Genomic DNA, 20,045 nt, shown 5'->3' on the forward strand with positions numbered 1-20,045 from the left:
GAGCGATCAGACCTCGTCGAGCACGGCTGTGAGACCGTTCGGTCGCTGGTCCACCGGCAGGGGGGCGACCTCCAGGAAGGTGCAGCCGAGGGCCGTCGCGCCGCCGTCGGCGCCGGCGTCGTCGCCGACCATCAGGGTCTCGGTGGGGACGCGGCCGAGCGCGGTGAAGGCGGCCTGGAAGATCGCCGGGTCGGGCTTCACCACCCCGACCTCGTAGGACAGCACGTAGGCGTCGACCAGTTCGTCGAACCCGTGCTCGCGGAAGACCGGCCGCAGGTCCCAGCCGATGTTGCTGACCACCGCGATCGGGATCTCGCGGCGGCGCAGCTCCTTCAGCGTCGCCTCGGCGTCGGGGTAGGGCCGCCAGGCGGCCGGGCTCATGTGGCGGTCGTAGAGGACCTCGACCAGTTCGTCGGCTCGGTCGGCTCGGTCGGCTCGGTCGGCTCGGTCGGAGTGATCGGAGTGGTCGGCGTGGGCGGCCAGGGCGGTGTCGGACAGCGCCAGGCGGGTCATCGCGGTGAAGGCGGCGCGGTGGCGCCGGGCGTCGAGGTCGCGCTCCTTCCAGAGGGGGACCAGGTCGTCCGGGACCGCCTCGGGGACGGCGCCGCCGGGCAGCGCTCCGGCGCGCTCCAGCCGGGCGGCCAGGTCTTCCCTCTCGGCGGCCGGGAGCTCGATGCCCGTCGCCTCCAGCGCCCCGGCCAGCCACTCGGCGGTCGAGGTGACCCGGAACAGCGTCCCGGAGAAGTCGAACATCACGGCGTGGCTCTTGGTTCTGCTCATCACCCGCCATATTTGATCATGTCGATCGGCGCCCTGTGCACAGCACTGTGTGATCAGGTGGTCACCAGCACGCCCGCGTAGGCGACGCCGGCGATCATCGCCCAGGAGGCGAGGCCGACCAGCAGCGCCCGGCGGCCGGTGCGGACCAGGGTGCGGATGTCGACGGCAGCGCCGAGGGCGAAGAGCGCGGCGGCCATCAGCAGGTCGTCGACCGTCGCCGCGATGTTGACGGTCCCGGTGGAGAGCAGGTCGGTGCTCCGGATCGCGACGCAGGCGAGGAAGCCGACCAGGAAGAGCGGCACCGGCGCCGGGCGCTTCGTCCCCTGCGGGTCGGCGTGTGCAAGGTCGGCGCGTGCATCACGGCGGCTGCGGACCAGTGCCACGCCGGTGACGATCGGAGCGAGCAGGGCCACGCGCATCAGCTTGACCACGACGGCCTCGGCCAGTGCGGCCGGACCGGCGGTCTGGCCGACGGCGACGACCTGCCCGACGTCGTGGACGCTGGCCCCGGCCCAGCGGCCGAACTGGATCGGGTCCAGGCCGAGCGGGTGGCGCAGCAGCGGCAGCACGGCGATGGCCAGGCTGCCGCAGAGGGTCACCAGCGCGACGGCGGTGACCGTGTCCCGCTCCTCGCTCTCGGTGACGCCGTTCATGGCTGCCACGGCGGACGCGCCGCAGATGGAGAACCCGGTGGCGATCAGCAGCGGCTGGTCCCCGGGGAGCCCGGCCTTGCGGCCCAGCCACTGGGTGCCGAAGAAGGTCGCGAACAGGGTCACCGCGACGACCAGCAGCGTCTGCCAGCCGAGGCCGAGCACGTCGCTCAGCGCCAGCTTGAGGCCCAGCAGCACGATGCCGAGCCGCATCACGCGCTTGGCGGCGACGTCGAGACCGGGACGCGTCGCGGCGGGCAGCAGCCGCAGATTGCCCGCGAGGACCCCGAGCGCGACGGCCGCCGTCAGCGGGGAGAGCGACGGCACCAGCTGGTGCGCGCCCCACGCGATCCCGACCGCGACCGCCGAGGCGGCCAGTCCGGGCAGCGCGGCGGGAAGACGCCGCGAGAGGGGGAGTCCGACGGCAGTGCTGCCAGGGGGTCGTACGGGCGTCACGGTCACGATGCCCACTCTTGATCGACATCGAGGGAGCCGGTAGACGGAAATCCGGGAGGACATCATAAGGTTTCCCTATGGCGGACACGCAGCCATGACAGCAGGACAGCGATGACAGCAGGACAGCGATGACAGCAGGGCAGAAATGACAGCAGGGCAGAAATGACGGAGAACGGGGCCGACCAGCCGACCTCGCGGCGGTTGCCCGACCTGCAGACGCTGGAGTTGCTGGTCGCGGTCGCCGACACCGGCAGCATCGGGCGGGCTGCCGCCCAGCAGCGGATCACGCAGCCTGCGGCCAGCGCCCGGCTGCGGACCCTGGAGCGGAAGCTGGACCTGTCGCTGCTGGACCGGTCCCGGCGCGGCTCGCAGCTGACGGCCGCCGGGCTGGTGGTCACCGACTGGGCGCGCGGCGTGCTGGAACAGGCGCATGTGCTGGCCGAGTCGCTGGCGGCGCTCCAGGCGCAGCAGCGCGGCGAGCTACGGCTGGTGGCCAGCCTGACCCTGGCCGAACAGCTGCTGCCGGGCTGGCTGATCAGCCTGCGCCGGGTCAGCCCGGGGACGCATGTCGGGCTGCGGGTGACCAACAGCCACCAGGTGATCGAGGCACTCCGGCACGGTGAGGCGGACCTCGGGTTCATCGAGGGCCCGTTCGTGCCCAGGGACTTCCGCTCGCTGCCGGTCGGCCGGGACCGGCTGACCGTCGTCACCTCGCCGGAGCATCCCTGGGCGCGCCGCGCCGCACCCGGTGCAGCACCCGGGACCGGGCCCGTCCCCGTGACGGGTGCCGAGCTCGCCGAGACGCCGTTGCTGTTGCGCGAACCGGGCTCCGGGACGAGGGAGACGCTGGAGCGCGCGCTCCGACCGTGGGTCGGGCCGTCCGTGCCCGCGCTGGAGCTGGGCGCCACCGCACCGTTGCGCAGCGCCGCCGCCCAGGGCGCGGCCCCGGCGGTGCTGTCGCTGCTCGCCGTCGCCGACGACCTGGCGGCCGGGCGGCTGGTGGAGATCCCGGTCGCCCCGGACGTGGTGCTGAGCCGCGTGCTCCGCGCCGTCTGGCCCTCCGGCGGCGAACTGCCCGCGCCGGCCCGCCTGCTGCTGGACATGATCCGGAGTGGGCGGCCGGACGGACAGCAGGGGAGCGGACAGCAGGGGAGCGGACACCAGGCCAGGGGCCGGCAGGGGAGCGGCCGGCCGGGGAGCGGTGCGCGTTGAGCGCGGCGGAACTGGAAGGATGACGCAGGTGAGTACATCTTCCGAGCAGCCCGCGTACCGCCACAGCGTCCCCGGCCGGCCGTTGAGCGACGCGCAGGTCGGGACGGCCGTCGGGGTGCTGGCGATGCTCGCCGAGCCGACCCGGCTGCGACTGCTGTGGGCGCTGCGGGAGGGCGAGTTGGGCGTGACGGCGCTGGCCGAGGCGGCGGGCTGTTCACCGACGGCCGCGAGCCAGCACCTCTCCAAGCTGCGGATCAGCGGCCTGGTCGACCAGCGTGCGGAGGGGCGGGCCCGGCTGTACCGGCTGCGCGGCGCGCACCTGCACCGGTTGCTGGACGAGGTCGCTGCTCACGCGGACCACGCCCTCCAGGGGATCCCCCCGCACGCCTGAGTCGACCGCAGTCCCAGGCGGTGCGTGCTCCGCCCAACCACTTGTCTGGACAAGGACTGACCACTTGTCCAATCACGGTCAGACTACTTGTCCGGACAAGTTGGCCGACTTTAGTCTCTGAACGTTGTCCGACCGTTCGTCCTGCGGACAGCCCTGCACGTTACCCATGCACTGCATGGACAGGCAGTCCTCCCGGCGGGGCCCAAATCCGCAGCACGGGGGGACCGACGGAAGGGTCAGCGGAGAATGAGTCGGATCTGGCGGGCGCTCAGCGCCGTGGTCGCGCTGCTCGGCGCACTGTTGGTGGTGACGCCCGCTCATGCGGCCACCACCAGCGGCAACTTGATTGTGAACGGTGACGCGGAAGCGGGCTACTGCACCAAGGACTGGACCGCGGCCACCACCATGCCCGGGTGGAGCGTGCTCTCCGGCAGCCCGGACGTGGTCTGCTACTCGGCCGGCAGCTTCGGCCACCCGTCGACCCCCGCGCCCGGCAACGCCTTCTTCGCCCCGGGCGACCAGGGCGACGGCGCGATGGAGCAGACCGTCGACGTCTCCTCGGCGGCGACGGCGATCGACGCGGGCGGCGTCAACTACAACCTGTCCGGCTGGCTGGGGGGTTGGACCACCTACGCCGGGGAGGTCCAGGTCTCCCTGGCTTTCCACGACGCCTCGGGCAACCCCCTCGGCACGACCGCCGAGCTGCCCACCGTCAGCGCGGCCGACCGCGGTGACGCGACGTCGTTCCTGTCCCGCAGCGCGACCGGGGCGGTGCCCTCGGGGACCCGCTCGATCGTCGTCGAGGTCCAGTTCCTGAACAGCTCCGGCGAGTCCGGCTACCTGGACAACCTCTCGCTGACCCTGAACACCCCGGTGACCGCCGCCACGTTGACCCCGCCGGTCTCCCAGGTCCCGGGCTACGACCACGTGTTCATGGTCATGATGGAGAACACCGACTACTCGGCCGTCATGAACGACCCGACCGACACGCCGTTCATGCACAGCCTGATGTCCCAGGGCGCGACCCTGAACAACTACCACGGCGTCTACCACCCGAGCGACGAGAACTACCTCGCGATCGCGGGCGGTGACACCTACACCAACGGCGCCACCTACTGGCCCAACATCAACTCGCCGGAGCAGAACCTCGGCGACACCCTCGACGCCGCGGGCAAGAGCTGGAAGACCTATGAGCAGGGCATGGGCACGCCCTGCAACACCACCACCCAGTACGACGCCAAGTACGAGCCGGACGACGCGCCGTTCATCAACTACACGGACATCAGCGGCAATGCGTCCCGCTGCGCGGCGCACCTCTTCGACACCACGCAGCTGACCACCGACCTCAAGTCGGCGGCCACGACGCCGAACTTCTCCTGGATCGCCGCCGACGACTACTACGACGGCGAGGCCTCCGGCAACGGCAACACCACCAGCCTGCAGACCCAGGACACCTGGCTCAAGCAGACCCTGACGCCGGTGCTCGACTCCCCGGCCTGGACGACGCAGAAGTCGCTGCTGATCCTGACCTGGGACGAGGACACCAGCAACCCGGACAACCACGTCCTCGCCGTGGTCGACGGCTCCCAGGGAACGGTCCCCGCGGGCACCACCAGCAGCTCCCGCTACGACCACTACAGCACCGCCCGCACCATCGAGTCCGCCCTCGGCCTGCCGGGCCTGACGGCCAACGACACGTACGCGACCCCGCTCAACGACGCGTTCGTGCCGAGCTCCGGTTCGAACAACCCGCCGCCCACGGCCAGCACGCTGACCACCAGCACGCCGACCGTCAGCAACGGATCGACCGTCACCTTCCAGTACTCGACGCCGACGAACAGCGTCAGCTCCAGCAACTGGATCGGCATCTACCCGGCGGGCGTCACCCCTGGCTCGAAGTCCTCGCTGACCTGGCAGTACGCGCCCAACGCGAGCGGCAGCCTGAACTTCTCCACCAGCAAGCTGTCCGGGCCGGGCTCGTACGACGTCTGGTACCTCTCCAACGGCGGGTACACGGCGCTGGCCGGACCGGTCAGCCTCACCGTGAGCTGAGCACCCGTCTGAAGCAGGTCGTACAGGGGCCCGCTCACCCGTCCGGTCGCGGCGGGGGAGCGGGCCCCGGTGCGTCTGCTTAGCCTCGGAGGCGTGGCGACCGTGTCCGGCCCTGCGCCCAGTCCCGAGGAGGAGGCGTGATGTCCCGCGCTCCGATGTCCCGCGCTCTGATGTCCCGTCCCACGGCCGCGCTGCTCGGCGCCACCGTACTCGGGCTGGCCCTGGCCGGCTGCTCCGACCTGCCGCAGGGCCAGGTGTTCGCGACCGACGGCCGTGCTGTGCAGACTTTCACCAACCTGCCGGCGACGTCGGCCTGCCACAACTTCTCCATCCCGGACGTGACCACGGTCAGCGACATGACCCTGGCGGACATGCACCTCTACACCGGCCGGAACTGCACCAACATCACGGCCCCCGCTCCGTTCTACCTGTCGACCAACACCAGCACCGGCCCGACGCGGAGGGTCTACAGGAGCTTCAACTTCGTGGGGCAGTGAGCTCAGGCGGCTCAGTCCGAGAAGTCCTGGGTGAGCCAGACGTTGCCGCTGGAGTCGCGCATCACGGCGATGCCGATGTGGTGGAAGGCCGTGCTCAGGATGTTCTTGCGGTGGCCGTCGTTCGGCGGCTGTTCGGCCAGCATCGAGCGGGTCAGGCCGACGGCCATCCCGGCGACGCCGGACGTGGTGTCGGAGACCGGGCCGCCCGTGCCGATGTTCTCGCCCGCGGCCGACCACTGGACCCCGGCCGCCGTCTCGCGGTCCCCGAGGGACGCCTCGCCCGGGCACTGGTGCTGGAGGCCGCAGCCCGCGGCCATGGTCTGGTTGTGCGCGGCGGAGCTGCTCTCGAGGCCCGAGCTGAGCTGCAGCGGGGCCAGCCCCTGGCCTGCACGGGCCTGGTTGATGACCGCGAGCACCTGCTGCACCGCCGCCTGATCCGGCGAGAGCGCGGGCGGGGGCGCCGCGGCTGAGGGTGCGCCGGGAGTGGCGGAAGCGGGGGTGCCGGAGCGCGGCGTCGCGCTGCTGTGGGTCGGGGAGGGCTTGGCGGTGGTCGGGGAGGGGGAGGCGACCGGCTTACGGCTCGGCGTGGCGGTGGGCGAGGGGACGGCGCCCGACGTGCTGGGCAGCGTCCCCGAGATCGCGGCAGCCGGTTGTCCGGCGGAGCCCGTCGCATGCCCGCCGCCGAGGGAGAGCGTCAGCACGCCCGCGCCCACCACGGCCGCGACACCCGCGGTCACCCCGGCGGCGACGAGCAGCGGCTTGCCGCCGAACGTCCCGCCGGTCCGTCTCCGCCGGTGCGAGACCGGACGGGACACCGCTCGTGAATGGCCTGTGCCGGCAGAAGACGCCTGTGCGGGAATCACCTGTGCAGTGTTGACGAGGGAGTGGCCGGATATGTCCGGCAGACCCACGCGGGTGAGCATGTAGGCCGCGTAGCCCAGCGGCAGCGGCAGCAGCGCGAAGTTGACCAGCAGCCGTTCGGCCGGGACCAGGTCCGCGCCGCGGGCGCCGCAGTCGGCGCAGGAGCGTACGTGCCGGGCCAGCCGCTTGCGCCACAGGGCGCTCGGACGACCGTCCCAGACGGTCAGGGCCGCCTCCAGCTCGGCGCAGCGCGGGCGGGCCGCCAGCGACCTGACGATCAGCCGGGCGGCGTCGAGCTGGGCCTTCATCCGGCTGACGCGGACCGTGACGTGGTGCGAGCCGAGGCCCAGCGCCGAGACGAGTTCGGCGCGGGTGAGGTGCCCGGCGGTGACCAGCCACCAGAGGGAGAGCAGCTCCCGGTCGTCCGGGTCCAGCCAGCGGGTGGCCTCGACGGTCTCGCGGCGCTGACCGGAGAGGCCGAGCTCGGTCAGGGTCAGGTCGGTGAAGTCCGCGCCCGGGTCGGCGACCGCGGACAGGTCGTCGAGCTCGTCCAGCGCCCGCGGAGCGGCCGGCCCCGGGGCGTGGTGCCGCCGGATCTGGTTCATGGTCACCGCCACCAGCCACGACCGGAACACCTCGTCGTCGCGGAGCCCCGGCAGGCCGCGGACCACGCGCAGCATCGTCTCCTGCACGACGTCGTCCACGTCCACGCGCCCGGACAGGGCGCGGCCGACGATGTTGTAGACCAGCGGGAGGCAGCACCCGACCAGTTCGTCCATCGCCTCGGCCGAGCCGCTGCGGGCGGCGGCCACCAGCTCGGCGTCCATCGCCGTGCGCGTCATCCTGCGCTCCTTCGGTCACCCGTGGATGTGCGTACGTGAAAGGAGACCCTACGGAGGACAGGCAGGTCACAGAAATCCGGCAACAGGGATTTCGATCACAGTTCCGCGATCACTGGGATGTCCAAAGCTGCTGAGCTGTCCACTGCTGCTGAGATGTTCGCTTCGGCTGGAGATGTTCGACCCGGCTCTCAGCTGAGTGAGAGCAGTCGTTCGATCATCGCGTCGAGATCGAGGTGCTGGTGTTCCGAGCCGAGCGGGACGATCCGGGTGGACTGTTCCAGGAACCGGCGCACCTTGCGGGCGCGGGCGCGCAGCACGGCGCGGCCGTCGGCGCCGTCGAGGCAGAGGAAGATCCAGCCGCGGTCCCGGCCGTGGCCCGGCCGGACCCGGACGTCTCCCATGCCGGTGGGCCGGTTGAGGCCGAGCCAGAGCAGATGACGGGCGAAGAGCCAGGTCACCGTGAACGGCGTGTCCACGTAGCAGTGCAGCCGGATCGCGTACGGGTCGGCGCGCAGGTAGCTGAGGTGGGCGGCCACGGGCAGCTCGCCGTAGTGCTCGGTGACGACGTGGAGGTCGAGGGACGTCCCGCAGGCGACCGCCTCGGCCGAGGCAGTCCTGGGCGTACGGCCGCGCGCCCCGGAGCGTCCGGCACCGCGAGGGAGAAACGTTTCGGCAGATGCGGCCTCGATAGGCAACAACGGATCGGTACTCATGTCCGGAACAACGATTCAGCGCGGGCTAGGCAACCCTCCTCGGCCCGGCGTGTCGCTGTCGGAAATCATGCGCCGTCCGGGTGATGCGGACTGGACGGGTGGCGTACGCGGGGCGGGTCAGCCGAAACGGCCGTCACCGTGGGCGGCGGCGTCGACCGAGCCGGCCCGCAGGAGTTGTTCGCCGAGCTCGATCAGGGCGCGGCCCGCCGCGTACTCGTCGCCGATCTCGGCGACCGACTCGTCGTGCGGGTTGCGCCGGGAGGTGCCGCGCCCCTCCAGGGTGCGATCCCCGGCGGAGAGGGTCACCCGCGCCTTGGTCACGTCGCCCTCCTCGTAGAGGTCGACGTCGAGGGACCAGTGCTTGGTCCGCATCGGGGTTTGTGGCGGCATGGGGGTCTGTGTGCTCATCGTCGCGCCTCGTCTCGTGTTCGCGTGCCACGGACACCTCCACGCTATGCCGTCTGCCGGCGTGCCGCCCGATCGCGGCGGGGCTCCGGGGAACGCACGATGGAGGTATGAGCACGAATGGCAGGCCTCCTGACTCCTCCCCGCCCCTGCTCAAGGTGAAGGGCGTACCGGTGCGGGCGAAGCCCGTGGCTGTGGGGCTGATCGCGGTGGCGGCCGTCTGGTTCATCGCGGTCAACACCGAGACGGTCAAGATGACGTTCTGGGTCGTCGACATCAGCGCGCCGCTGTGGGTGGTGCTGCTGGTCACGCTGCTGGTGGGGGCCGTGCTCGGCAAGTTCGTCTCGAAGCGGCGGGCTTCGAGGAAGCAGTGATCCGGCAGAGCGGCAGTGATCCGGCAGCGCCGGCAGTAATACGCTGGCCCGGTGACCGTCGCAGCAGTCGTCGTGGGCAGCGGACCGAACGGGCTGGCCGCTGCTGTGCGGCTGGCGCAGGACGGGCTGCGGGTGACCGTGCTGGAGGCCGCCGAGCGGCCCGGAGGCGGGGCCAGGACCTCGCAGTTGACCCTGCCAGGCGTGCTCCACGACGACTGCGCCGCCTTCCACCCCACCGCGCTGGTCTCGCCCTTCTTCGCCTCGCTCGGCTTGGAACGGTACGGGCTGCGCTGGCGTTGGGCGGAGCTCGACCTGGCGCACCCGCTGGACGACGGCCGGGCCGGGGTGCTCAGCCGGGACCAGGCGCGGACAGCCGCCTCCCTCGGCCCGGTCGACGCCCGCGCCTGGCGTCGCCTCTTCGCGCCCCTGGTCGCCGACGCGGAGGCGCTCAACGCCGAGGTGCTGCGTCCGCTGCTGCACCTGCCCCGGCATCCGTTCGCGCTGGCCCGGTTCGGCGTGGACGCGCTGCAGCCCGCGACCTGGACGGTCCGCCGTTGGCAGGACGCGCCCGCGCGGGCCCTGTTCATGGGAGCGGCGGCGCACGCGTTCGGCCGGTTGGACACCCCGCTCAGCGCCTCGATCGGCCTGATGCTGGCCGCCACCGGCCACGCGGTCGGCTGGCCGGTGGCCGAGGGCGGGACGCAGGCGATCACCGACGCGCTGCTCCGCGTGCTGGACAGCCTCGGCGGCACGGTCCGCACGGGGGTCACCGTCACCGGGCTCGACCAACTGCCCGCGCTGCTCGGGGAACGGCCGGAGCTGGTGCTGCTGGACACCGCGCCGGACGCGGCCGTCCGGATCGTGGGTGACGGGATCGCCGGTGCCCGGATGCCCCCTCGGGTGCGGCGAGCGCTCGGCCGCTACCGGTACGGACCGGCGGCGCACAAGGTGGACTTCGCGATCCGGGGCGACGTCCCGTGGACCAACGAGGACTGCCGTCGCGCGGGCGCGCTGCATCTGGGCGGCACGGCGGAGGAGATCGCCGCCGCCGAATCCGCCACCGTCGCCGGACGGCTGGCGGACCGGCCGTTCGTGCTGGTCGGGCAGCAGTACCTGGCGGACCCGTCGCGTTCGGCCGACGGGGCTGGTTCGGCAGGCGGCGGTTCGGCGGGCGGAGGTTCTACGGGCAGAGTCAACCCGCTGTGGGCCTACGCCCATGTCCCGGCCGGGTACCGGGGCGACGCGACCGAGGCGGTGGTCGCGCAGATCGAGCGCTTCGCGCCCGGCTTCCGCGAGCGGATCGTCGCGACGCATGTCCGGACGGCCCGTCAGTTGGCGCTGTACAACGCCAACTACGTGGGTGGCGACATCAGCGCGGGCGCCAACTCGGCCCGGCAGCTGGTCTTCCGGCCGCGACCGGCCCTCGACCCGTATGCGCTGGGCGTACCGGGCGTCTACCTCTGCTCCTCGGCCACGCCGCCGGGTGGTGGGGTCCACGGCATGTGCGGGGCCAACGCGGCCGAGGCGGCACTGAGTTGGATGGGTGGGTAGCCGGGCTCGCGCGGTGGCGGGTTGCTGCGCGCACCCTTGTTTAACTGATCGTCCTGAACTATTTTCTCGGCACGCCACCAGCCTTCCTGCGCCGCACGCGAAGGAGCACGCCGTGTCCGATCAGCTCGCCGACACCACCACCGTCAGATCCCAGCGCCTACGCGGCGGAACACTGGGCATGGTCGACATCGCGGCCGCCACCATGGCCAACATCGGCCCCGCGATGAGCTTCTTCTTCGGGTTCGGCTTCCTCGCCACCACGGCGGGCGTCGCCTCGCCGCTGACCGTCATCGCGGCCGGGATCGCGGTGGCGCTGCTGGGCAACACGCTCTCGCAGTTCTCCAAGGCGCACCCGTCCGCGGGCAGCTTCATCACCTTCGTCGGCAAGACCTTCGGCCCGACCAGCGCCGTCACCACCGCGCTGCTGGCGGGCCTCGGCTACATCATCGCGATGGCCTCGGTGATCGCCGTCGCCGGCGGCTTCCTGGAGACGACGCTCAACCACTACTTCAAGTGGAACGTCCCCTGGATCATCTGGACGCTGCTGCTGACCGCGATCGCGGTGGTGCTGATGGTCCGTGGCATCGCCGTCTCCACCAAGCTGGCCGGGCTGTTCTTCGGCGTCGAGATGGTGGTGCTGGTCGTCGTCTCGGTCGCCGCGATCGTCAACCACGCCGGGCACCTCTCGCTGGACCCGTTCCGTCCGAGCCTGATCACCGGCGGCTTCCAGGGCCTGGCCGAGGGATTCCCGTTGGCCGTCTACCTCTTCATCGGCTGGGAGAACTCCGCCGCGCTGGCCGAGGAGACGCAGGATCCGAGGCGCAACGTCGGGCGCGCGGTCTTCCTCTCGGTCGGCATCATGTCCGTCAGCTACCTGCTCTTCTCCTACGCCACGCTGACCGGCTTCGACTACAACGTCGCCAAGGTCGGCGCCTCCGCCGTCCCGTTCATCGACGTCGCGCAGGGGACGCTCGGCGCGCTGGCGTTCTTCGCCTACCTGGCCGGACTCACCTCCACGCTCGGCGCGCTGATCGCCGGGACCAACTCGCAGGCGCGGCTGATCTTCAACGCCGGACGCGAGGGCCTGTTGCCGTCCGCGATCGGCGCGGTCCACCCGACCCGGCGGACGCCGACCCGGGCCATCATCGTCTTCGTCTCCATCTCGCTGCTGATCATCGGCGGTTGGGGCCTGCTGCACCTGCTCGGCGGGCACGCCCAGTCGGGCTCGATGGACCCGATGGTCTTCTTCGCCGAGGCGTCGACGATGGGCACCATCCTGGTGCTGCTGGTCTACCTGGCCTCGAACGTGGCGCTGCCGTTCTACTACCACCGGTACCGGCGCAGCGAGTTCCACTGGGCCCGGCACGTGCTGCTGCCGGGGCTGGGCGCGGCGGCGATCCTGGTGCCGCTCTACTACCTGGTCAAGCCGGGGCAGCCCGAGCCCTACAACTGGTTCCCCTACCTGGCGCTGGGCATCCTGGTCGTGGCGCTCGGCTACGCGGCCGTCCTGGTCCGGCGTGACCCGACCCTGGGCGAGCGAGTGGGCTCGATCGTCGCGGACAGCCACGGCAGTTGACCGGCGGGACGGTTGGGGTGGCTCGGTGGTGAGCCCAGCGGGCAAGTTCGGCCCGTACAGCCTGGCGGGGCCGCACAGTCAGACCGGCCCGTACAGTCGGAGCGGCGCGGATCTGGTCCGTTCCCGGATCGCGCTGCAGGTCCGGCTGGCGCTGCTCCGCCCCGGGGACCGGCTGCCGGACACCGGCGCGCTGGCGGAGCAGCTCGGCATCGGCGAGATGACGGTGCGTCGCGCGCTGGAGGGCATGTGCCAGGACGGCCTGCTCGACCGGCGACGCGGGCGTACCGGCGGCACCTTCGTCTCCGCCGCCTTCGACGCCGTGGTCCCCGCGCACCACGATCCGGCCGCGGCGGCCTCGGCCGAGGCCTTCCTGCTGCTGCTGGAGTGCGGCCTGGTCGCCCACGCCTCCGGCGAGGTGGGGGAGGGCGAGCTGGGCAGCCTGCGCAAGCTGGTCGCGGCGGAGCAGGAGTTCGCGGAGGACCAGGAGTTCACGGCGGATGCAGTGTCGGCGCTGGAGCGCGAGACCCGGTTCCACCTCGAACTGGCGGAGACCCTCGGCGGTCCCGGACTGCGCGCGGTGACGTCCGACCTGCTCGGCCGCCTCGCGCTGCTTGCGCCGCCGCCCGGGGCTGAGGCGATCCGCCACCGGAACCGCTGCCACGCCGAGCTGTTGGACTGCCTGGTCGAGGGCCGCACCGACCGCGCGGTCCGGGCGGTCAAGGACCACGCGATCCACGGGTGACAGACTGGCGTGCAGACGTGGTAGCCCGACGAAGGAGTACGAACGGTGTCCTCACTCGTGCCCGCACTGGCGACCGGTGGATCACGCCGCGCGCTGCGGTTCGGCGAACGGTTCCTCAGCTATGCCGAACTGGCCGCGACGGCAGCCGCGCTGGCCCCGCGTCTGACGGGCGTGAGCCGGGTCGCGCTCTGGGCCACGCCCAGCCTGGAGACCGCTGTGGGCGCGGTCGCCGGACTGCTGGCCGGAGTGCCGGTGGTGCCGATCAACCCGCGGATCGGGGAGAAGGAGCTGACCCACGTCCTCGGCGACAGCACGCCGGAGCTGGTGCTGGCCGCGCCGGACGCGGAGCTGCCGGGCCCGCTGGCCGGGTTGCCGCGCGTGGACGTGCCGGACCACCCCACCGGCCCGGCCCTGTCCCAAGGTCCGGCACCGTCTCATGGTCCAGCACTGCCGCTCCCCGAGGAGCCGGACGACGAGCAGACCGCGCTGGTCATCTACACCTCGGGCACCACCGGACCGCCCAAGGGGGCGCTGATCTCGCGTCGCGCGATCCGCACCACGCTGGACGCGCTGGCCGAGGCCTGGTCCTGGACCGGGGACGACGTGCTCGTCCACGCGCTGCCGCTGTTCCACGTGCACGGGCTGGTGCTCGGCATCCTCGGCCCGCTGCGGCGCGGCGGTACGGTTCACCATCTGGGCCGGTTCGAGACGGACACGGTCGCGGCCGAGCTCGCGGGCGAGGGCACCATGCTCTTCGGCGTGCCGACGATGTACCACCGGCTCGCCGAGGCGGTGGCGAGCGACGCGGAGCTCGCTGCGGCGTTGGCCAAGGCACGGCTGCTGGTCAGCGGTTCGGCCGCGCTGTCGCGCCGGGACCACGAGGCGCTGCTCGCCGCGACGGGCCGTCAGGTCATCGAGCGCTACGGCATGACCGAGACGCTGATGAACACCAGCATGGTGCTCGGCGGCGCCTGCACGCCGGGAACGGTCGGGCTGCCGCTGCCCGGTGTCGAGCTGCGGCTGGTCGAGGACGACGGCACCCCTGTCCCCGCTGGGACGGACGCGGTGGGCGAGATCCAGGTGCGTGGCGCGAACCTGTTCTCCGGCTACCTCAACCGCCCCGAGGCGACCGCCGCCGCGTTCGCCGAGGACGGCTGGTTCCGCACCGGCGACATGGCCGTCCTGGAGCCGGACGGCTCGGTGCGGATCGTCGGCCGCCGCTCCACCGACCTGATCAAGAGCGGCGGTTACAAGATCGGCGCGGGCGAGATCGAGACCGTCCTGCTGGACCACCCCGGCGTCGCCGACGCGGCGGTGACCGGGGAGCCGGACGAGGACCTGGGCGAACGGATCATCGCCTGGATCGTCCCCGCCGACCCGGCCGCGCCGCCGACTGCGGACGCGCTGACCGCCCATGTCGCGGGCCATCTGGCCCCGCACAAGCGTCCCCGTGAGGTCCGCTTCGTGGCGGCGCTGCCGCGCAACGACATGGGCAAGATCATGAAGCGTGCGCTGAGTCTCTGAGTCTCTGTCGCTGGGTCGCTGATGCTGACGACTCGTCAGTCCTCCGGCAGGGGCAGGATCGCGCTGAGCGGCAGCACGGTGTGCTTGAGGTCGGGGTCGACCGGCTGGTTGAGCGGCGGGTACTTCGGGGCGCCCGCGTTGCGGCGGTAGACCGCCGTCGAGTGCTCGGGGTTGCGGTCGAACTCCGGGATCACCCGCTCGCCGAAGAGCTCCAGCATCTCCAGATGCTCGTCGAAGGTCATGCCACCGGTCAGGCCGAAGACCAACTGGTCGCAGCCGACCTGCTGGTAGGCGGCGACCTGCTCGCACACCTCGTCCGGGGTGCCGCAGAGCAGGTAGCCGCCGGCGATCAGCTCGTCCAGCAACTCCTCGCCGCCCCACGCGCCGAGGTTGATCGGCGGCTCCGGCCAGGTGATGCCGTCGGCGGACTTCGGCATCGTGTCGTGGTAGAGGTTGACCAGGGTGACCAGGTACGCGTTGCCCGCCGACAGGGCTATCTCACGGGCCCGCTTGCGGTCGTTGAGACAGACCACCGCGTTGGTCATCATCACGTTGTTGTTCTGGTAGTCGCCGAGGATCTCGACCGGGTTCTCGGCGGCCTCCTTGTACGCCTCGATCCGGCCCTTGAGGTTGTAGATCGGCTCGAAGTTGAAGGCGATCGCGCCTATCCCGAGCGACCCGGCCTTGGCGAAGGACGGCGGGTTGCCGCAGGCCATCCAGATCGGCGGGTGGGAGTGCCCGTACGGCTTTGGCAGGATGTTGTGCGGGGTCGGCACGGTGAAGTGCTCGCCCTGGAAGGAGTAGTCGTACTGCTCCCACATCCGGACGACCTCGCGGGAGACCTCGTCCCACTCCGGCTTGGTCGAGTTGGTGTCCATGATGTTGAAGGACTTCAGCTCGTGCGAGCCCGCGCCGCGGCCGGTGCCCCACTCGAAGCGGCCCTCGGTGATGTGGTCCAGCATGGCGGCGCGCTCGGCGAAGCGGACCGGGTGCTCCTTGCGGGGCGAGAGGGAGTTGATACCGGTGCCGAGGTGGATCCGCTCGGTGCGGGCGGCGACGTAGCCCATCACCACCTCGGGGGCGGACATGTGGCTGTACTCGGTGAGCGAGTGGTGCTCGCCGAACCAGACGTACTTCCAGTTGTGCTTGTCGGCCTTGACGGCCAGCTCCATCTCGCGCTTGAGCGCGAGGTGTTCGGAGGGCCGGTCGTGTGCCGCCGGGCCGGGGATGAATCCGTTCATGAAGATGCCGAACTCCACGGAGGCCTCCTGACCCTGGGTACCGCTGATTCACTGACTCGCTCAAATCTGATGCATCGTCAGAAACTGCATCATGCCTGCGGTCCGGTGATCTGTCCAGGGAGGGCGACGGCAAATGTGACAGGGCATCAGACAAGGCTGCCGCCGTTCGGGTGAACGGCGGCAGCGGATCGAGCGCGGTGGTCAGAAGTAGTGGATCGAGTGCGTCAGATCAGATCTGGCCGCAGTCGTCGATCACGATCGCCTTGGAGGTGCGGCCGCTGCCCGAACCGAGCGCCTCGATGGCCTTGACCACGTCCATGCCTTCGGTGACCTTGCCGAAGACCACGTGCTTGCCGTCCAGCCACGGGGTGACGACGGTGGTGATGAAGAACTGCGAGCCGTTGGTGTTCGGGCCCGCGTTGGCCATGGAGAGCAGGCCCGGCACGGTGTGCTTGAGGGTGAAGTTCTCGTCCGCGAACTTCTCGCCGTAGATGCTCTTGCCACCGGTGCCGTTGCCCTCGGTGAAGTCACCGCCCTGGAGCATGAACTCGGGGATGACACGGTGGAAGGAGGAGCCCTTGTAGCCGAAGCCCTTCTCGCCCGTGCACAGGGCGCGGAAGTTCTCGGCCGTCTTCGGGGCGACATCGGCGGCGAGCTCGAACTCGATGCGACCGAGCTTCTCACCGTTGGCGGACACGTCGAAGTAAACCTTGGGATTCATACCGCCATCCTGGCAGTACCCCGCCCCGGCTGCGCAAATCGACCCGCACCGGGCCCGCCATCACTCCACGTGATCCTCACAGTCCGTAGCTGCGTGCCAGCGGCCGCTCGACCAGATCCGCCTGGGCGGTCGCCGTGGTCAGGGCGTCGAGGACCGGGCGGAACAGCGGGTGGTCCGCCGAGCCGCGGCGGACGGCGGCGAAGACGCGGCGGGTGGCCGGGGCGCCGAGGACCGGGAGGACGACGACGTCCGGGAGGTCGACGCCGCGCAGCGCGGAGCGGGGGACCAGGGCGACGCCCGCGCCCGCGCCCGCGAGTGCGGCGACCGCGCGGAAGTCGTCGGAGGAGTGGGCCAGGCGCGGCTGGAAGCCGGACGACTCGCAGGCCAGCATCACCGCGTCCAGGCAGGGGTTGCCCGGGTAGGGGCCGATCCACGGCTCGTCGGCGAGCTCGGCGACGGCCACGGCCGGGGCGGCGGCCAGGTGGTGCCCGCGCGGCAACACCGCGTCGAAGGGCTCGGCGTAGAGCGGGACGCGGGAGAGGCGGGCGTCGTCCTCGGCCGGGGCGCCGCGGTACTCGACGGCTACCGCGATGTCGGCGCGGCCGTCGAGGACCATCAGCAGGCTCGCGTCGCCCTCGGCGTCGCGGACGGTGAGGCGGATGCCGGGAGCGGCCTGCGCGAGGCGGGTCATGGCGGGGGCGACCACGGCGGCGATGCCGGTGGCGAAGGAGACGAGAGTCACGTCGCCCGCGTGCCCCTGGGCGAAGGCGGCCAGCTCCGCCTCCGCGTTCTCCAGCTGCGCCAGGACCGCGTTGCTGTGGCGCAGCAGGATCTCGCCGGCGGCGGTGAGCCGGACCCCCCGGCCGTCTCGGAGCAGCAGCTGGTGGCCGACCTCGTGTTCCAGGGCGGCCAGTTGCTGGGAGACGGCGGAGGGGGTCAGGTACAGCGCGGCTGCCGCGGCGGTCACGGTTCCGTGGTCCGCCACGGCGCGCAGCGTGCGCAGCCGGCGCGAGTCGATCACCGACTCATTCTGCCAGGGCGGACCTCGCGGCGACGAATGCCTTGACAGCGCGCTCCACGTCCTGGGTGGAGTGGCCGGCCGAGAGCTGCACCCGGATCCGGGCCTTGCCGTGCGGGACCACCGGATAGGAGAAGCCGACGGCGTAGACGCCGTGCTCCAGCAGGAACTCGGCCATCTTCCCGGCCTTGGCCGCGTCGCCGATCATGACCGGGGCGATCGGGTGCTCGCCGGGGAGGATCTCGAAGCCTTCCTCGGTCATCCGCGAGCGGAACAGCGCGGTGTTGGCGGCCAGTTGCTCGCGCAGCGACGCGCCGAGCTCGCCGCTCTCCAGCAGGTCAAGGACCTGGATCGAGGCGGCGGCGATCACCGGGGCCAGCGAGTTGGAGAACAGGTAGGGACGGGAGCGCTGGCGCAGCAGTGCCACGATCTCGGCGCGGGCCGCGACGTAGCCGCCGGACGCGCCGCCCAGCGCCTTGCCGAGCGTGCCGGTGATGATGTCGACGCGGTCCATCACGCCGTGCAGCTCGTGGGTGCCGCGACCGCCCGGGCCGACGAAGCCGACCGCGTGCGAGTCGTCGACCATGACCATCGCGCCGTAGCGCTCGGCCAGGTCGCAGATCTCCTTGAGCGGGGCGATGTAGCCGTCCATGGAGAAGACGCCGTCGGTGACGATCAGCTTGCGGCGGGCGTCCGAGGCCTCCTTGAGCTGCTGCTCCAGGTCGGCCATGTCGCGGTTGGCGTAACGGAGGCGGCGCGCCTTGCAGAGCCGGATGCCGTCGATGATGCTGGCGTGGTTGAGCGCGTCGGAGATCACCGCGTCGCGATCGTCCAGCAGCGTCTCGAAGACGCCGCCGTTGGCGTCGAAGCAGGAGCTGTAGAGGACCGTGTCCTCCATGCCGAGGAAGCCGGAGATCCGCGCCTCGAGCTCCTTGTGGACCTCCTGGGTGCCGCAGATGAAGCGGACCGAGGCCATGCCGTAGCCCCAGCGGTCCAGGGCGTCCTTGGCGGCGGCGATCACCTCGGGGTTGTCCGCCAGGCCGAGGTAGTTGTTGGCGCAGAAGTTCAGCACCTCGCCGGGCCGGCCGCCCGCGGTGACGTCGACGGTGGCGCTCTGCGGGCCGCCGATCACCCGCTCAGGCTTGTGCAGGCCGGCGTCGCGGATCTCGTCGAGGGTGGCCCGGAGGTCGTCGCGGACGGAGTCGAGCATCGAGTGGCTCCTGGTTCGAAAGGGTCCGAAGGTCGGGAGGTCGGGAGAGCCCGAAGGGCAGGAGATCGGGCGGGCGGAGGGGGTTGCTCAGGCGGTCCAGTCGAGGATGATCTTGCCGCAGCGGCCACCGGCCGCCTCGTCGAACGCGGCGTCGAAGTCCTGGTACGGGTAGCGGCCGGTGATCACCGGGGAGAGGTCCAGGCCGCCCTCCAGCAGCACCGACATCGCGTACCAGGTCTCGAACATCTCGCGGCCGTAGATGCCCTTGAGGGTGATCATCGAGGTGACGATCCGGGCGAAGTCGACCGGGAACTCGTCGGAGGGCAGGCCGAGCATCGCGATCCGGCCGCCGTTGGTCATGTTGGCGATCATCTCGCGCAGCGCCTCGGGGCGGCCGGACATCTCCATGCCGATGTCGAAGCCCTCACGCATGCCGAGCTTCCGCTGGCCGTCCTCGATGGTGTGGTCGCCCACGTTGAGCGCCAGCGTGACGCCGACCTTCTCGGCCAGCTGCAGGCGGTAGGGGCTGACGTCGGTGATGACGACGCTGCGCGCGCCGGCGTGCTTGGCGACGGCGGCGGCCATGATGCCGATCGGGCCCGCGCCGGTGATCAGCACGTCCTCGTTGACCAGCGGGAACGACAGCGCGGTGTGGACCGCGTTGCCGAACGGGTCGAAGATCGCGGCCACGTCGAGGTTGACCGGGACCCGGTGCACCCAGACGTTGGCGGCGGGCAGCGTGACGTACTCGGCGAACGCGCCGTCCCGGCCGATGCCCAGGCCGATCGTGCTGCGGCAGAGGTGACGGCGGCCGGCCAGACAGTTGCGGCACTTGCCGCAGACCAGGTGGCCCTCGCCGCTGACCAGGTCGCCGACGGCGACGTCGGTGACGCCCGACGCGACCTCGACGACCTCGCCGACGAACTCGTGGCCGATCACCCGAGGCACGCTGACGGCCTGCTGCGCCCAGCTGTCGTACTTGCGGATGTGCAGGTCGGTGCCGCAGATGCCCGTGCGCAGCACCTTGATCAGCACCTCACCGGGGCCGACCTCGGGCTCGGGCACGTCCATCAGCCACAGGCCGGGCTCTCCCTTGGCCTTCACGAGTGCCTTCACAGCGGTGCCTCCCGGACGTCGCGCCCCAACAAGTCGCACAAACCACACAAAGGGATGCAGGAACGTTCCGCACCCCGGGCCTCAGCCTGGGGGTCCAGGGCAGGTCAGGTCCA

The 20,045-nt window shown here is 71.4% G+C and carries 19 protein-coding genes; 9 read left to right on the forward strand and 10 right to left on the reverse strand.

All coding sequences use genetic code 11. The features are described from left to right. Positions 1-6 precede the first annotated feature (6 nt). On the reverse strand, positions 7-780 hold the full coding sequence (locus ABH940_RS29405; RefSeq protein WP_370106649.1) for an HAD family hydrolase: 774 nt from the start codon (positions 778-780) through the stop codon (positions 7-9). Between the two features lie 53 nt (positions 781-833). Further along, entirely contained in the window at positions 834-1,901 is a 1,068-nt protein-coding gene (locus tag ABH940_RS29410) for a YeiH family protein (RefSeq protein ID WP_370071596.1), read from the reverse strand. 147 nt (positions 1,902-2,048) lie between these two features. On the opposite strand from ABH940_RS29410, the gene ABH940_RS29415 reads away from it, so the two are divergent. The 4 genes from ABH940_RS29415 (at position 2,049) to ABH940_RS29430 (ending at position 6,038) form a co-directional block, all read left to right on the forward strand. Then, on the forward strand, positions 2,049-3,098 hold the full coding sequence (locus ABH940_RS29415; protein ID WP_370106650.1) for a LysR substrate-binding domain-containing protein: 1,050 nt from the start codon (positions 2,049-2,051) through the stop codon (positions 3,096-3,098). 28 nt (positions 3,099-3,126) lie between these two features. Further along, on the forward strand, positions 3,127-3,489 hold the full coding sequence (locus tag ABH940_RS29420) for an ArsR/SmtB family transcription factor (protein ID WP_370071598.1): 363 nt from the start codon (positions 3,127-3,129) through the stop codon (positions 3,487-3,489). A gap of 246 nt (positions 3,490-3,735) precedes the next feature. Next, positions 3,736-5,541 (forward strand): alkaline phosphatase family protein, encoded by a 1,806-nt coding sequence (locus tag ABH940_RS29425; protein WP_370106651.1) that lies wholly within the window; start codon positions 3,736-3,738, stop codon positions 5,539-5,541. A gap of 140 nt (positions 5,542-5,681) precedes the next feature. After that, positions 5,682-6,038, forward strand: coding sequence for a hypothetical protein (locus ABH940_RS29430; protein ID WP_370071600.1), 357 nt, complete (start codon positions 5,682-5,684; stop codon positions 6,036-6,038). A gap of 11 nt (positions 6,039-6,049) precedes the next feature. On the opposite strand, the gene ABH940_RS29435 is transcribed toward ABH940_RS29430, so the two are convergent. The 3 genes from ABH940_RS29435 to ABH940_RS29445 all read right to left on the reverse strand — a co-directional run bounded on the left by ABH940_RS29435 (position 6,050) and on the right by ABH940_RS29445 (position 8,862). After that, entirely contained in the window at positions 6,050-7,741 is a 1,692-nt protein-coding gene (locus ABH940_RS29435; protein WP_370106652.1) for a sigma-70 family RNA polymerase sigma factor, read from the reverse strand. A 188-nt stretch (positions 7,742-7,929) separates the two neighbouring features. Continuing rightward, positions 7,930-8,454 carry an SsgA family sporulation/cell division regulator gene (locus ABH940_RS29440; protein ID WP_370071602.1) on the reverse strand — a complete coding sequence of 175 codons (525 nt, stop codon included), beginning with the start codon at positions 8,452-8,454 and terminating at the stop codon, positions 7,930-7,932. 117 nt (positions 8,455-8,571) lie between these two features. Next, positions 8,572-8,862: a dsRBD fold-containing protein gene (locus ABH940_RS29445; RefSeq protein WP_370071603.1), complete on the reverse strand. Its 291-nt coding sequence runs from the start codon at positions 8,860-8,862 to the stop codon at positions 8,572-8,574. 107 nt (positions 8,863-8,969) lie between these two features. Between ABH940_RS29445 and ABH940_RS29450 the strand changes: the two genes are divergently transcribed. From ABH940_RS29450 to ABH940_RS29470, 5 genes are all read left to right on the forward strand, one after another. After that, the gene (locus ABH940_RS29450; protein ID WP_370071604.1) at positions 8,970-9,233 is read left to right on the forward strand and encodes a lipopolysaccharide assembly protein LapA domain-containing protein; all 264 of its coding nucleotides are present in this window, start codon (positions 8,970-8,972) and stop codon (positions 9,231-9,233) included. Positions 9,234-9,284: 51 nt separating this feature from the next. After that, complete coding sequence (locus ABH940_RS29455; protein ID WP_370071605.1) at positions 9,285-10,784, forward strand: phytoene desaturase family protein; 1,500 nt, start codon at positions 9,285-9,287, stop codon at positions 10,782-10,784. A 178-nt stretch (positions 10,785-10,962) separates the two neighbouring features. Beyond that, positions 10,963-12,360: an APC family permease gene (locus ABH940_RS29460; protein WP_370106678.1), complete on the forward strand. Its 1,398-nt coding sequence runs from the start codon at positions 10,963-10,965 to the stop codon at positions 12,358-12,360. A 25-nt stretch (positions 12,361-12,385) separates the two neighbouring features. Then, positions 12,386-13,102, forward strand: a complete 717-nt coding sequence (locus tag ABH940_RS29465; RefSeq protein WP_370106653.1) for a FadR/GntR family transcriptional regulator — start codon at positions 12,386-12,388, stop codon at positions 13,100-13,102. 45 nt (positions 13,103-13,147) lie between these two features. Beyond that, entirely contained in the window at positions 13,148-14,626 is a 1,479-nt protein-coding gene (locus tag ABH940_RS29470) for an acyl-CoA synthetase (RefSeq protein WP_370106654.1), read from the forward strand. A gap of 35 nt (positions 14,627-14,661) precedes the next feature. Here the strand turns inward: ABH940_RS29470 and ABH940_RS29475 are convergent, their stop codons facing one another. The 5 genes from ABH940_RS29475 to tdh form a co-directional block, all read right to left on the reverse strand. Next, positions 14,662-15,885, reverse strand: coding sequence for an LLM class flavin-dependent oxidoreductase (locus ABH940_RS29475; RefSeq protein ID WP_370071608.1), 1,224 nt, complete (start codon positions 15,883-15,885; stop codon positions 14,662-14,664). A 211-nt stretch (positions 15,886-16,096) separates the two neighbouring features. Continuing rightward, positions 16,097-16,588, reverse strand: coding sequence for a peptidylprolyl isomerase (locus ABH940_RS29480; protein WP_370071609.1), 492 nt, complete (start codon positions 16,586-16,588; stop codon positions 16,097-16,099). Positions 16,589-16,664: 76 nt separating this feature from the next. Further along, a complete protein-coding gene (locus tag ABH940_RS29485; protein WP_370071610.1) occupies positions 16,665-17,609 on the reverse strand; it encodes a LysR family transcriptional regulator in 945 nt (314 codons plus the stop codon). A 4-nt stretch (positions 17,610-17,613) separates the two neighbouring features. Further along, on the reverse strand, positions 17,614-18,816 hold the full coding sequence (locus tag ABH940_RS29490; RefSeq protein ID WP_370106655.1) for a glycine C-acetyltransferase: 1,203 nt from the start codon (positions 18,814-18,816) through the stop codon (positions 17,614-17,616). 87 nt (positions 18,817-18,903) lie between these two features. Continuing rightward, positions 18,904-19,932, reverse strand: coding sequence for an L-threonine 3-dehydrogenase (gene tdh, locus ABH940_RS29495; RefSeq protein WP_370071612.1), 1,029 nt, complete (start codon positions 19,930-19,932; stop codon positions 18,904-18,906). Between the last annotated feature and the right edge of the window lie 113 nt (positions 19,933-20,045).

Origin of the sequence: Streptacidiphilus sp. BW17 (assembly GCF_041262485.1) — a bacterium.
Taxonomy (GTDB): domain Bacteria; phylum Actinomycetota; class Actinomycetes; order Streptomycetales; family Streptomycetaceae; genus Streptacidiphilus.

Bases quoted from the DNA above. Each gene is read 5' to 3' on its own strand.
- ABH940_RS29405 (WP_370106649.1), bottom strand. From the start codon at position 780: ATGAGCAGAACCAAGAGCCACGCCGTGATGTTCGACTTCTCCGGGACG.
- ABH940_RS29415 (WP_370106650.1), top strand. From the start codon at position 2,049: ATGACGGAGAACGGGGCCGACCAGCCGACCTCGCGGCGGTTGCCCGAC.
- ABH940_RS29425 (WP_370106651.1), top strand. From the start codon at position 3,736: ATGAGTCGGATCTGGCGGGCGCTCAGCGCCGTGGTCGCGCTGCTCGGC.
- ABH940_RS29430 (WP_370071600.1), top strand. From the start codon at position 5,682: ATGTCCCGCGCTCCGATGTCCCGCGCTCTGATGTCCCGTCCCACGGCC.
- ABH940_RS29435 (WP_370106652.1), bottom strand. From the start codon at position 7,741: ATGACGCGCACGGCGATGGACGCCGAGCTGGTGGCCGCCGCCCGCAGC.
- ABH940_RS29440 (WP_370071602.1), bottom strand. From the start codon at position 8,454: ATGAGTACCGATCCGTTGTTGCCTATCGAGGCCGCATCTGCCGAAACG.
- ABH940_RS29445 (WP_370071603.1), bottom strand. From the start codon at position 8,862: ATGAGCACACAGACCCCCATGCCGCCACAAACCCCGATGCGGACCAAG.
- ABH940_RS29450 (WP_370071604.1), top strand. From the start codon at position 8,970: ATGAGCACGAATGGCAGGCCTCCTGACTCCTCCCCGCCCCTGCTCAAG.
- ABH940_RS29460 (WP_370106678.1), top strand. From the start codon at position 10,963: ATGGTCGACATCGCGGCCGCCACCATGGCCAACATCGGCCCCGCGATG.
- ABH940_RS29480 (WP_370071609.1), bottom strand. From the start codon at position 16,588: ATGAATCCCAAGGTTTACTTCGACGTGTCCGCCAACGGTGAGAAGCTC.
- ABH940_RS29490 (WP_370106655.1), bottom strand. From the start codon at position 18,816: ATGCTCGACTCCGTCCGCGACGACCTCCGGGCCACCCTCGACGAGATC.